Here is a 12608-nt window from a genome sequence, read left to right as displayed (position 1 = left end):
CCCGTTGTTATCCGGCCTCAATATTCCTGCTCTGGACGGAGGCGGCGGCCGATGGTTAATCGCGTCTTAACCTCGCCCTATCTATGGTGAACTGAACCGCTTCCCGCCGGCGCCGTGGTGCGCGACCGGCCGTTCCAAGAGTACTGGCGCCCAGAATGGTCATGACCGCTTCATCCCGCGCGCCGCAGGCCGGTGGAAGCCCCAACGAACGCTCGCCCTTCGTCCGGCTGAACGAGCTGCTGGCGCCGCATCAGCCCGGCAAGCCCTTGATTTCGCTCGCGGTCGGCGAACCGCAGCACCCCGTGCCTGATTTCGTCGGCCCCGTCCTGGCCAAGCATATCGCCGATTTCGGCCGCTACCCGATGAACCAGGGCACCGACCCGTTCCGCCAGGCCGCAAGCGCCTGGCTGTCGTCGCGCTTCAAGCTGCCGCGGCCGCTCGACCCCAAAGCCGAGATTCTCGTCCTCAATGGCAGCCGCGAGGGGCTGTTCCTCGCCGCGATCGCGGCGGCGCGCTATGTCGGCCCGCGCCCCGGCAAGCCCGCGATCCTGATGCCGAACCCGTTCTATCCGGTCTATGGCGCCGGCGCCCTGGCTGCAGCCTGCGAGCCGGTCTATCTGCCGACCACGATCGACAACGGCTTCCTGCCCGATCTCGAAGCCATCGACGAAGCGACGCTGGCGCGCACCGTGGCGTTCTACCTGGCCTCGCCGGCCAACCCGCAGGGCTCGGTCGCCTCGCGCGAGTACTTCACGCGGCTGAAGCGCCTCGCCGACCGCTACGGCTTCATGATCCTCAGCGACGAGTGCTATTCGGAGATCTATACCCGCGAAGCACCGGGCAGCGCGCTCGAATGTGCCGGCCCCGATTTCACCCGCGTGGCCGCGTTCCAATCGTTGTCGAAGCGCTCGAACCTGCCGGGCCTGCGGGTCGGCTTCGCCGCCGGCGACAAGACGTTCATCGGCATGTTCCTGGAGCTGCGCAACATCGCAGCGCCCCAGGTGCCGGTGCCGCTGCAGCATGTCGCGACCTTTGCCTACGGCGACGAAGCGCATGTCGAGGAGAACCGCAGGCTCTACCGGATCAAGTTCGATCTCGCCGACCAGATCATCGGCAATCGTTACGGCTATCGCCGCCCCGATGCCGGCTTCTGCGTCTGGCTCAATACGTCAGGGATCGGCGACGACGTCGCCGTGACGCTCAAGCTTTTCCGGGAAGCCGGCGTGCGCGTGGTGCCCGGCAGCTTCCTGGCGCGGCAGCAGCCTGACGGATTCAATCCCGGCGCAGGCTACATTCGTCTCGCACTGGTGCAGGACAGCGAGACCACGGCGCAGGCGCTGCATCGCCTGGTCGAGACTCTGGGTTAGGCGGGCCCATGAGCATGTCGGCAATCGAACGCGTCATTCCACTGGTCGGCCATCTGCCGCCATCGATCCGCGAGGGTTTGGCGCGGCGCATGCGTGAGCTGACCGGCCTCGGCCTGATTGGGCTGGCGGGCGTTGCCTCGGCCGCGCTGATGACCTGGTCGGTGCAGGATCCCAGCCTCAGCCACGCCACCTCGCGGCCGATCCGCAACATCCTCGGCTATGCCGGCGCGATCGGCGCCGATCTTGCGATGCAGATCCTCGGGCTCGGCGCCATCATGCTGGTGCTGACCGTCGCGGTCTGGGGCTGGCGCATGATGACGCATCGCCCGTTCGACCGCGAAGCGCTGCGGCTCGGCTCCTGGGTTCTCTGCGCGGTGCTCGCGGCCGGCTTCGTCAGCTGCTGGCCGCATGGCGGCGCGTGGCCGCTGCCAACCGGCCTCGGCGGGGTGGTCGGCGACGCTCTGGTGCGCGCGCCCGCGGTGATTTTCGGGCCCGCCGGCACGATCTACCGCATCGTGCTCGGCACGATCCTGTTCGCCGCAATGGCCACGACCTTCCTGATCGCCTGCGGTCTTGGCGCCCGTGAGCACGACGAGGAGCACAGCGAGATCGAGGACGACGACAAGCCGCTCGACGAAGACGAGGAGGGCGATCGCGGTTCGGTGTCGCTGGGCTGGCTGTTCCATGCGCTGATGAGCACCAAGGCGCGGCTGATCTGGCTGTGTGGTGCCGCCTACCGCTCGCTGGTCTCGAGCGCACCGAAGACCAAGGCCGTGGCGTTCAGCCGCCAGGAGCCGAATCTCGGCGGCGGCCGTGCGGCGCCCCCGATCTCGCCGCAATCCGAGGACGAGGACGACGAGGATCAACACGAGGACGAGGAAGAAGAAGAGGAGGAGGAGCCGGTCGCGCGTGCCCCGCGCAAGAAGGCTGCGCCGAAGGCTCCTGCCAAGAAATCCTCCGACAAGTTCGACCTTCCCTCCGTCTCCATGCTGGCCGCGCCGAAGGCCGGCGATCGCCAGCCGCTCAGCAAGGCCGAGCTGGAGACCAATTCGCGCTCGCTCGAAGGCGTGCTGCAGGATTTCGGCGTGCGCGGCGAGATCGTCAAAGCCAATCCGGGCCCCGTCGTCACGCTGTACGAGCTGGAGCCCGCGCCCGGCATCAAATCGTCGCGCGTGATCGGGCTTGCCGACGACATCGCGCGTTCGATGAGCGCGCTGTCGGCGCGCGTCGCCGTCGTGCCGGGCCGCAACGCCATCGGCATCGAGTTGCCGAACGCGCATCGCGAGAAGGTCTATTTGCGCGAACTGCTGGTCGCGAAGGAGGCCGCCGATACGGTTGCCAAGCTGCCGCTCTGCCTCGGCAAGACCATCGGCGGCGATCCCGTCATCATCGACCTCGCGCGCACGCCGCACATGTTGATCGCCGGCACCACCGGCTCGGGCAAGTCGGTTGCCATCAACACCATGATCCTCAGCCTGGTCTACCGGCTGCGCCCGGACCAGTGCCGGCTGATCATGGTCGATCCGAAGATGCTCGAGCTCTCCGTCTATGACGGCATTCCGCATCTGCTCACGCCCGTCGTGACCGACCCGAAGAAGGCGGTGGTCGCGCTGAAATGGGCCGTGCGCGAGATGGAAGAGCGCTACAAGAACATGGCCAAGCTCGGTGTGCGCAACATCGACGGCTACAACACGCGCCTGCTCGAACTGAAGGCCAAGGGCGAGGAGCCGACGCGCACGGTGCACACCGGCTTCGACAAGGAGACCGGCAAGGCGATCTACGAGGAAGAGAAGCTCTCGCTCGACCCGCTGCCTTACATCGTGATCATCGTCGACGAAATGGCGGACCTTATGATGGTTGCCGGCAAGGACATCGAAGGCGCGGTGCAGCGCCTGGCGCAGATGGCGCGCGCCGCCGGCCTGCACGTGATCCTGGCGACGCAGCGTCCGTCGGTCGACGTCATCACCGGCACCATCAAGGCGAACTTCCCGACCCGCATCGCCTTCCAGGTGACGTCCAAGATCGACAGCCGCACGATCCTGGGCGAGATGGGCGCCGAGCAGCTGCTCGGCCAAGGCGACATGCTCTACATGGCCGGCGGCGGCCGCATCAGCCGCGTGCACGGCCCCTTTGCCTCCGACGAGGAAGTCGAGAAGGTGGTGCGTCACCTCAAGACGCAGGGGCAGCCGGAATATCTCGAGGCCGTCACCGCCGAAGAGCCTGCAGAGGACGAGGACGGCGGTGCCGTGTTCGACGCCAGCGGCATGGGCGCGGACGGCGGCGGCGATCTGTTCCAGCAGGCCGTTGCGATCGTCAAACGCGACCGCAAGGCCTCGACCAGCTATATCCAGCGCCGCCTGCAAATCGGCTACAACCGCGCCGCATCGCTGATGGAGCGCATGGAACTGGAAGGCATCGTCGGACCCGCCAACCACGCCGGCAAGCGCGAGATTCTGGTCGAGGAAGAAGACAGCCATATGTGAGGCGGTCGCCTCGAAACATCATTTCACGCAAAATCGATATCTGCTTTTGCCCGAAATCACGCTAAAAGGCGCCTAGCCATACAGGACGACGCGTTGATCAGACATCCGGACATTCGATTCGCTGCCGATATCGCCGCGCGAAGCGCGCGCGTGGCCGGCGTGCTGCTCGTCGCTGCCGCGATGATGACCGCGACGTCGCTCGCGCAGTCCGTGCCGGTGCCGAAACCCGCGCCGAAGGGCCGTGACGGTGCGGGGTCCGGAGGCGGTGGCCCCGCTGTCACCGGCGCGACGCAGACGCCACCCGTTCCGGTGATCCCGGATCCGCGCCGCAACGTGCCGAGCAGCATCTTCCAGACCTTCGATGCCAACCAGAAGGCGCAGGCGGCCAAGGTCAGCGCCTATCTGTCGTCGCTGCAGACGCTGGTCGGAAATTTCGTCCAGGTCGGCCCCGACGGCAGCAAGACGCAGGGCGATTTCTACATTCAGAAGCCGGGCAAGGTGCGCTTCGAATACGACGCGCCGAGCCCGATCGACATCGTCGCCGACGGATCGTCCCTGGTGGTGCGCGATCGCAAGCTCGCGACGCAGGACGTCTATCCGCTGTCGCAGACGCCGCTGCGCTTCCTGTTGTCCGACCGCATCGACCTGATGAAGGACACCAACGTCGTCAACGTCTCCGCCGACGACGTCTTCGTCAGCGTCACCATCGAGGAGAAGCAGGCGCTGGTCGGCACCAGTCGCTTGCTGCTGATGTTCGGCGCCAAGGACGGCCAGCTCAAGCAGTGGACCGTCACCGACCCGCAGGGCTACGACACCACGATCGCGGTCTACAATCTGGATTCGAGCAAGAAGCTCGATCCCAGCATGTTCAAGATCGATTTCACCAATTACAGCACGCCGTCGCCGGGCTGACCGCTCCGTTGCCGTAGGGTGGGCAAAGGCGCGCTTGCGCCGTGCCCACCATCTCTCGTCTCATGGCAGGCACGTGGGCACGCTTCCGCCTTCGCTTTTCAAGCTACGGCGGACAAGTCGCTTTGCCCACCCTACGAGAGCTCGTTGTGGACAAGCATTTTCTCCGCGCCGATCCATGCTAAGACGCATCCCTCATGCGTCTTTCCCTGACAACCTGGAACATCAATTCGGTGCGGCTGCGCATCGATCTGGTCGCGAAATTCCTCAAGAACGCGCGGCCGGACGTGCTGTGCCTGCAGGAGACCAAGTGCATCGACGATGCCTTTCCGCTGAAGCGCTTCAAGCGGCTCGGCTACGAGCACGTCGCGCTGAACGGGCAGAAGGGCTATCACGGCGTCGCCATCGTCTCGAAGATCCCGTTCGACTCGAAGGACATCCGCACCTTCTGCGACAAGGTGGATTCGCGCCATATCTCGGTGTCGTTCGGCGAGAAGGCCAATATCGCAAAGCCGCTGGTGCTGCATAACTTCTACGTGCCCGCCGGCGGCGACATCCCCGATCCCGCGCTGAACGAGAAGTTCGACCACAAGCTCCGCTTCCTCGACGAGATGAAGGCGTGCGAGCCGCTGCATCCGCGCGGGGAGGATCGCCACATCCTGGTCGGCGATCTCAACGTCGCCCCGCACGAGAACGACGTGTGGTCGCACAAGCAACTGCTGAAGGTGGTCTCGCATACGCCGGTGGAAACCGAGAAGCTCAAGGCCGCGCTCGAAGCCGGCGAATGGGTCGACGTCGCGCGCGACCGCATTCCGATGTCGGAGAAAGTCTATACCTGGTGGAGCTACCGCTCGCCCGACTGGACCGTCGGCGACCGCGGCCGCAGGCTCGACCACATCTGGGTCTCGCGCGCGTTGAAGGACGCGGTCAGCGATTTCAAGATCCTGCGCGATGCGCGGAGCTGGGAGCGGCCGTCGGACCACGTGCCCGTGACGGTGACGCTGGAGGTGTGATCCACCCTTGTCATTCCGGGGCGCGCGGAGCGCGAACCCGGAATCCATTCCTCCACCGTCGCTGACGCACGATGGATTCCGGGCTCGCGACTTCGTCGCGCCCCGGAATGACGGAGAGAGCTCAGCTCGTCAGCTTCGCGCCCGCCATCAATATGTCGCTGGCGATCTGGCTGGAGCGCACCGCGAATTCGTCGCGCAGGCGCACGGCGGCGGCGGGGTCGCTTTCCAGCACGCGCTGGAACAGGCTGCGGGCGACGCGGATGACGGAGGAATGCTCCAGCGCGATCGCGCTCGACGGCCGCTTCATCGGCACCACCAGCGCGAGCTCGCCGATCAGCGCGCCGGGACCGGCGATCATTTCGGCGCCGGCGCCGTCCTCGACCCGGAAGGCGCCGCGCTGGACCACGAAGCCGGCATCGGCGTCATCGCCGAGATTGAACAGGGTGTCGCCGCGGACGAAGTCGCGCTGCTCGGAGCCGATCGCCAGCATGCGCAACGAGGCGTCGCCCAACAGGCGCAGTGTCGGGACCCGCTCGAGAAGCGCTACGTCGTCGTCGATCGACATTCAGATCCGAGGCTCAAGGGCATGCGATCTCAAACGATTCGCACGCCCTTCGAGCGTATCACGGCACCAGCTTGTAGCCACCGGCTTCCGTCACCAGGATTTCCGGGTTGGCGGCATCCTTCTCGATCTTCTGGCGCAGGCGGTAGATGTGGGTCTCCAGCGTGTGGGTGGTGACGCCGGAATTATAGCCCCAGACCTCCTGGAGCAGGGTCTCGCGCGAGACCGGCATCTGGCCGGCCCGGTAGAGGAAGCGGAGGATGGCGGTTTCCTTCTCCGTCAGCCGCACCTTGCGCGCATTGGCCGCGGTGAGCATTTTCGAGCCGGGACGGAAGGAATAGGGGCCGACCGAGAACACCGCGTCCTCGCTGGCCTCGTGCTGGCGGAGCTGGGCGCGGATGCGGGCCAGCAGGACGGCGAAGCGGAAGGGCTTGGCCACATAATCGTTGGCGCCGGATTCCAGCCCCAAAATCGTATCGGAATCGGTGTCGTGCCCGGTCAGCATGATGATCGGGGCCTTGAAGCCGCCCTTACGCAAGGAGCGGACCACCTCACGGCCGTCGGTGTCGGGCAGGCCGACATCCATCAGAACGAGATCGGGGGCATTGGCCTTGGCGGCGCTCGCGCCCTTGGCGCCGGTATCGACGGCGGAGGCTTCGAATTCTTCGTGTAGCGATAATTGCTCCACCAACGTATCGCGCAGATCGGTATCGTCATCCACGATGAGGATCTTGCGGGCATTGGCCATAGGGGGTCATCCTTTTGGGGTCCGGCTCGGCGCGCATCCATGCCGCACCCAGCCGTGAGGGGAAGTTTAGGGGTCGCTGTTGTTATTGTTGTTCGTGTTGAAGTAGTGGGCTGTCACCGATTCACAAGCCAGAACCACTCTAACCCAGAATAGCAGGGCGATTTGATGAATGTCCTGTAATGAATTCGACATTGCACGTTCACATGAAAAACAAAGCTGCTTCAGTCGGTTACACCATGAATCGAAGGGCCGGACCGCTTCGAACGATCCGCGTTAAGCCTGCCGCCGGGAATCCCAGGCGAGGCTGGCTGACGGCGGGATCGCTGACCATCCCGGTTGCGCTGGGGCGGGGCGGCATCCTCGCCAACAAGCGCGAGGGCGACGGCGGCACCCCCAGAGGCAGCTTCCGCCCCCGGCGATTGTGGTGGCGGGGCGACCGCCACAGCCGCCCGCAGAGCTTCCTGCCGGCTCGGATCATCACCGGCGAAGACGCCTGGTGCGAGGATCCCCGCGACCGCCATTACAACCAGGGGATCCGGCTCGGCGAGGGGCAGGGCGGCGACCGGCTCAAGCGCGCCGACCATCTCTATGACTTCATCGTCGAAATCGACCACAACACGCGGCCACGGATCGCCGGCCGTGGCAGCGCGGTATTCCTGCACTTGGCCCGCGACAATTTCGGTCCGACCGCGGGCTGCGTCTCGATGACGAAATCGGCGATGCTGCAATTGCTGCGGCGCCTGGGCCCGCGAACGAGAATCATCATCGGGTGAGACAGATGCTCGACAAGGATCAGATCGCGGCGGCTTCGCGCATGCTCGTTCAGCATTGGCACGACGGCACCAAGCTTGACGCGCTGGAAGCGGATTTGCGGCCGCAAAGCCGCACTGAGGGCTACGCCATCCAGGCTGCGCTCGAAACCCAGCCGCTTGGACAGCTGTTCGGCTGGAAGATCGCCGCCACCAGCATATCAGGACAGAAGCACATCAATGTCACGGGACCGCTGGCCGGCCGCATCATGAGCGACACGGTCATTGCCGACGGCGGGACCGCGTCGATGAAAGGCAACGAGATGCGCGTCGGCGAGCCTGAATTCGCCTTCCGGATGGGACGCGATCTGCCCCCGCGCGCATCGTCGTATACGATCGACGAGGTGCTGGCGGCCGTCGACAGCTTCCATCCCGCGATCGAGATTCCGGACTCGCGCTTTGCCGATTTCGTCCGAGCCGGCGAGGCGCAGCTGATCGCCGACAATGCCTGCGCGCATTTATTCGTGCTCGGCGCGGCGACGCCTGCAGATTGGCGTGCGATGGATCTCGTCGAGGAGCGGCCGACGATCACGTTGCGCGGCGAGCGCTATGTCGGCCACGGCAGGAACGTGCTCGGCGATCCCCGCGCCGCACTGGCCTGGCTTGCCAATGAGCTCTCCGGACTCGGCATCACCTTGCGGGCAGGGCAGGTGGTGACCACAGGCACCTGCCATCCGCCGCTGCCGATCGCGGCCGGCGATCATCTTGCCGTGGACTTCGGGGTGCTGGGCAAGGTGTCGGTGGGGTTCGTGTAGTCAGCTCGGCCGTCATCGCGCGCCCATCCCTCTCCACGTCATTGCGAGGAGCTCTTGCGACGAAGCAATCCAGAGTCTCTCTGCGGTGGGATTCTGGATTGCTTCGCTACGCTCGCAATGACGAACTCAAGGACTCGGTTGGGGCACGGCCCTCGCCAACGACTCTCACCGATGCCCGAAGATCGCGCTCCCGACCCGCACATGAGTGGCACCCAGCATGATCGCGGTCGCAAAATCCGCGCTCATGCCCATCGAGAGATTCGTCAATCCGTTGCGCGCGGCGATCTTGGCGGTCAGTGCGAAATGCGCCGCCGGTGGTTCGTCGACCGGCGGGATGCACATCAACCCGGAGATCGTCAGCCCATAGGTGTCGCGGCAGCTGGCGAGGAAGGCGTCGGCCTCGCCCGGCGCGACGCCGGCCTTCTGCGGCTCTTCGCCGGTGTTGATCTGGACGAAGAGCTGCGGGTGCTTGTTCTGGGATTCGATTTCCTTGGCTAACGCTTGGCAAATGCTCGGACGGTCCACCGAGTGGATGGCATCGAACAACGCGACCGCCTCTTTCGCCTTGTTGGATTGCAGCGGTCCGATCAGATGCAGCGCGATGCCGGGGTAAACAGACGTTAATGCGGGCCACTTGCCTTTGGCCTCCTGCACCCGATTCTCGCCGAATACACGCTGTCCGGCCTCGATGACCGGGACAATGGCATCCGCGGCGAAAGTCTTCGACACGGCAATCAGCGTCACGGAGGCGCGATCGCGCCGCGCATCCTTGCAGGCGCGGGCGATTTCGGCTTCGACCGCGGCGAGCGCGTTTGGTGAATGGCCGGTTACCGGCGCGGCGTTGGCTTCTGTCATGACGTCGATTGGCTATGGTTCTAACCGAGGTAAGTCCAATTTTACCGAGTTCAAGAAAGAGTTTTTGAACCCTTCGCTTTACCTTGCCCGGCGGGGTGGGTAACGAAGATGACAAGCATTAGTCTCAACCGCAAGCGAGCGAAACTCAAGCGGGTTCTCGGAATCCGGGCGCGGCTCGCGCTGCTCGCGGTGATCCTGGTGGCACCCTTGATGTTCGAGCGGATCCGCTCGCTCGAAGACACCCGCGTGCGGCAGATCGCGCAGGCCACGGTTGAATTCACCACCATCGCAAGACATAGCGCCGACGCGCAACGCGAGGTGATCTCCTCGGTCGAGACCATCCTGAAAGCGGAAGCTTTCATTCGCGCCTCCGCCGGCGGCATCAGCAAGAGCTGCGACGTGCTGCGCGCAAGCCTGCCGTCGAATCTGCCGTGGATCCGCACGCTCATGATCGCGGGCCAGGACGGACGCATCCAATGCGCCACCAACAACACCTATGTCGGCCTCGACCTCAGCGACCGGCCTTACTTTCAGCAGGCCCAGGAGAGCGGCCGCTTCGTCTTGAGCGATTTCATCCTGTCGCGGCCGGTCCAGACGCCGACCGTCATGGCGGTCTACCCGGTGTCCGTGTTCAGCGGTGTCGCCGACGCCGTCGTGCTCGCCACGGTCAACCTCGACTGGATGTCGAAGGTGATGAACAACCTCGGCAGCCGCGCCGGCATCACCGCCGTGCTGGTCGACAGCGCAGGCACCGTGCTGGCCGCTCCGGCCGATCAGCACGGCGTGATCGGCCGTCCCCTCGACAGCATGCCGCTGATGGCGGCCATCGCCGACCGGGCGCTGCGGTCGAACCAGGACGAGGGCTCACTGTCCTTCCTCGCCGCCGACGGCTCACGCCGCGCGGTCAGCTACATCCGCATCGCCGGCACCAACGCCCGTCTGATCGCCAGCATCGACGAAGACAAGGTCTCCGCGGCGGTCAGCCGCGACATCCGCACCGCCTATCTCCAGCTCGCTTTCGTCGTCGTGTTCGTCCTGCTCGGCGCGCTGATCGCTGCCGAAAAGCTCGTCATCAAGCCGATCGAGATGCTGGTCGACATGGCCAAGCGCCTCGGCGAGGGCGATCTGTCGGCCCGCGCGGCGCGCAATCACCTGCCGGCCGAGTTCGTGCCGCTGGCCCGCGCCTTCAACGCGATGGCCGCGCAACTGAGCCAGCGCGAACGCGAGCTGATCGCGAGCAACGACCGGCTGACCGTGATGGCTTCGATCGACATGCTATCCGGCCTCGCCAACCGCCGCGGCTTCCAGAGCCGGCTCGACTTCGAATGGATGCGCGCGCAGCAATATGGCAGCGACCTTGCGCTGCTGATGATCGACGTCGATCATTTCAAGCTGTTCAACGACACCTATGGTCATCTCGAAGGCGATTCCTGCCTGACCAGGCTCGGCGAATCGCTGTCCGGCATCGCCGCCGACACGATGGGGTTCGCAGCGCGCTATGGCGGCGAGGAATTCTGCCTGTTGCTGCCGAACACCGATGTGGCTCGCGCCGTGGCGATCGGCGAGCAGGTGCGCGCGACGGTGCTGAAGCTGTGTCTGCCGCACATCACCTCGGCCCATATGATCGTCACCGTCTCTATCGGCGTTGCCGCGACAAAGCCGAACGAAAGCCTGCGTCCCGGCGACCTGATCGAAGCCGCCGACGCCGCGCTCTATGCCGCCAAGCACCGCGGCCGCAACAATGTCGTCGAGCACGGCATCCAGGCCATCGAGAGCGGCACGCCTGACATGATGATGGCGGCCAGCGCCTAGCGGGCCGTTGCTTCACCTCGCCCCGCTTGCGGGGAGAGGGAGCGACCGTCATCGTCTCGCCCGCACCTAGCCTGCAGCGCCCCTGCGATCGAGCTCGGCTTCCGTCACCACGCGGTTGCGGCCGCTGCCCTTGGCGAGATAGAGCGCGCGGTCGCAGCGCTCGATGAGATCGGTGATCGCTTCGCCGGGCCGGTATTGCGCCACGCCGATCGACACGCTGATATTGGGCAGGGTCTCGCCGGTCGAGCGGCGCGTGATCGTGCATTCGGCGAGCGCGCGCCTGATGCGCTCGGCGATCTCGGCGCAATCGGCGAGATCGGCGGCCGGCAGTACCGCGATCAGCTCCTCGCCGCCGTAGCGGGCCGGCAGATCCTGCGGGCGAACCTTCTCGCGCAACACCTTCGCCATCAGGCGCAGCACCTGGTCGCCGACGCCGTGGCCGAAATTGTCGTTGAAAGACTTGAAGTGGTCGATGTCGAGCATCAGCACGCTGAGCGGCTCGCCCCAATCCGCAGTCGCCTGCGCCTTGCGCAGGAATTCGTCGAGCGCCCGCCGATTGGCGAGGCCCGTCAGCGTGTCGGTCCGCGCGCGCTGCTCGGACCTCGTGAGCGAATCCCTGATTTGGTCGAGCTCGCGGGTCTTCTCGGCAAAGCCGGCCTCGAGCTGGGTCGCCTTCGTGGCGGCCCGGGCCAGCTCGTTCATGAGCTGGGCGACCAGCGCCTTCGGATCGACGCCGGCCTTGCCCTGGTCTGCCACCTCGCTGATGACCCGCATCTGCGAATGGTTGTCAGCAATTGCGGTCGACAGGAATTCCCTCGCCGTACCCATCAGCCCATGCAGCCGCTCGGAGGTGTCGACGGCGATGGCGCTCACCTGGGGTGCGACATAGGTCTCGAACAGGTCCTGATTGGTTCGGGCGTCGAACGGACGATTGTGGTCGATCAAAAGATCGATCGCGTTGCGCAGATCTTCGTGGCTACCCGCGAAATATTGGTACCAGACCGCAAAATTAGCCGGCGTCGGCGCGATCCGCTGTTCGGCCATGCTGCGCATCGCCCGTCCGGCGATGGAGGCGGCATAGTCGTAATCGGGATCGTCGAAGCTTGAATCCATCGCTGTCATGCGGTCCTGTCAGGCCGCAAATTGGCATCGAGCCCTTAATCGCGTCCCAACATCGGCCCTCGTAGTTATGCGGAGGAGCGGACAAAGTTCCAGATCGCGGCAACCCATTGACCCCCCGAGGTCTTCTATGGCCTAGTCCGCCGTCTTGAGACGGCCGGACCCACAAAAACCCC

The 12608-nt window shown here is 65.3% G+C and carries 11 protein-coding genes; 7 read left to right on the top strand and 4 right to left on the bottom strand.

The annotated features are described in order from the left end of the window. The first annotated feature begins 155 nt into the window (after positions 1 to 155). From DCM80_RS13605 to xth, 4 genes are all read left to right on the top strand, one after another. On the top strand, positions 156 to 1367 hold the full coding sequence (locus tag DCM80_RS13605; protein WP_257197421.1) for an aminotransferase class I/II-fold pyridoxal phosphate-dependent enzyme: 1212 nt from the start codon (positions 156 to 158) through the stop codon (positions 1365 to 1367). Positions 1368 to 1375: 8 nt separating this feature from the next. Continuing rightward, positions 1376 to 3850 carry a DNA translocase FtsK gene (locus tag DCM80_RS13600; RefSeq protein WP_257197420.1) on the top strand — a complete coding sequence of 825 codons (2475 nt, stop codon included), beginning with the start codon at positions 1376 to 1378 and terminating at the stop codon, positions 3848 to 3850. 150 nt (positions 3851 to 4000) lie between these two features. Beyond that, on the top strand, positions 4001 to 4762 hold the full coding sequence (locus tag DCM80_RS13595; protein WP_028133426.1) for an outer membrane lipoprotein carrier protein LolA: 762 nt from the start codon (positions 4001 to 4003) through the stop codon (positions 4760 to 4762). A gap of 194 nt (positions 4763 to 4956) precedes the next feature. Beyond that, positions 4957 to 5772 carry an exodeoxyribonuclease III gene (xth, locus tag DCM80_RS13590; RefSeq protein ID WP_257197419.1) on the top strand — a complete coding sequence of 272 codons (816 nt, stop codon included), beginning with the start codon at positions 4957 to 4959 and terminating at the stop codon, positions 5770 to 5772. 121 nt (positions 5773 to 5893) lie between these two features. Here xth and DCM80_RS13585 read toward each other — a convergent pair whose 3' ends face one another. Further along, positions 5894 to 6337, bottom strand: coding sequence for a cyclic nucleotide-binding domain-containing protein (locus tag DCM80_RS13585; RefSeq protein ID WP_028133428.1), 444 nt, complete (start codon positions 6335 to 6337; stop codon positions 5894 to 5896). 58 nt (positions 6338 to 6395) lie between these two features. Then, positions 6396 to 7082 carry a response regulator transcription factor gene (locus DCM80_RS13580; protein ID WP_007598630.1) on the bottom strand — a complete coding sequence of 229 codons (687 nt, stop codon included), beginning with the start codon at positions 7080 to 7082 and terminating at the stop codon, positions 6396 to 6398. A 236-nt stretch (positions 7083 to 7318) separates the two neighbouring features. On the opposite strand from DCM80_RS13580, the gene DCM80_RS13575 reads away from it, so the two are divergent. Then, positions 7319 to 7855, top strand: a complete 537-nt coding sequence (locus DCM80_RS13575; RefSeq protein ID WP_257197418.1) for a L,D-transpeptidase — start codon at positions 7319 to 7321, stop codon at positions 7853 to 7855. A 5-nt stretch (positions 7856 to 7860) separates the two neighbouring features. Continuing rightward, positions 7861 to 8646 carry a 2-keto-4-pentenoate hydratase gene (locus DCM80_RS13570; RefSeq protein WP_257197417.1) on the top strand — a complete coding sequence of 262 codons (786 nt, stop codon included), beginning with the start codon at positions 7861 to 7863 and terminating at the stop codon, positions 8644 to 8646. Positions 8647 to 8811: 165 nt separating this feature from the next. Here the strand turns inward: DCM80_RS13570 and DCM80_RS13565 are convergent, their stop codons facing one another. Beyond that, the gene (locus tag DCM80_RS13565) at positions 8812 to 9501 is read right to left on the bottom strand and encodes a YggS family pyridoxal phosphate-dependent enzyme (RefSeq protein ID WP_257197416.1); all 690 of its coding nucleotides are present in this window, start codon (positions 9499 to 9501) and stop codon (positions 8812 to 8814) included. 108 nt (positions 9502 to 9609) lie between these two features. Between DCM80_RS13565 and DCM80_RS13560 the strand changes: the two genes are divergently transcribed. Continuing rightward, complete coding sequence (locus tag DCM80_RS13560; protein ID WP_257197415.1) at positions 9610 to 11313, top strand: diguanylate cyclase domain-containing protein; 1704 nt, start codon at positions 9610 to 9612, stop codon at positions 11311 to 11313. A gap of 66 nt (positions 11314 to 11379) precedes the next feature. Here DCM80_RS13560 and DCM80_RS13555 read toward each other — a convergent pair whose 3' ends face one another. Beyond that, positions 11380 to 12426 carry a GGDEF domain-containing protein gene (locus DCM80_RS13555; protein ID WP_257197414.1) on the bottom strand — a complete coding sequence of 349 codons (1047 nt, stop codon included), beginning with the start codon at positions 12424 to 12426 and terminating at the stop codon, positions 11380 to 11382. Between the last annotated feature and the right edge of the window lie 182 nt (positions 12427 to 12608).

It is taken from the genome of Bradyrhizobium sp. WBOS08, from assembly GCF_024585125.1.
GTDB classification, from domain to species: Bacteria; Pseudomonadota; Alphaproteobacteria; order Rhizobiales; family Xanthobacteraceae; genus Bradyrhizobium; species Bradyrhizobium japonicum_B.
The sequence above is the reverse complement of the archived record's forward strand: the minus strand, read 5'-3'. Positions and strand labels throughout refer to the sequence as shown.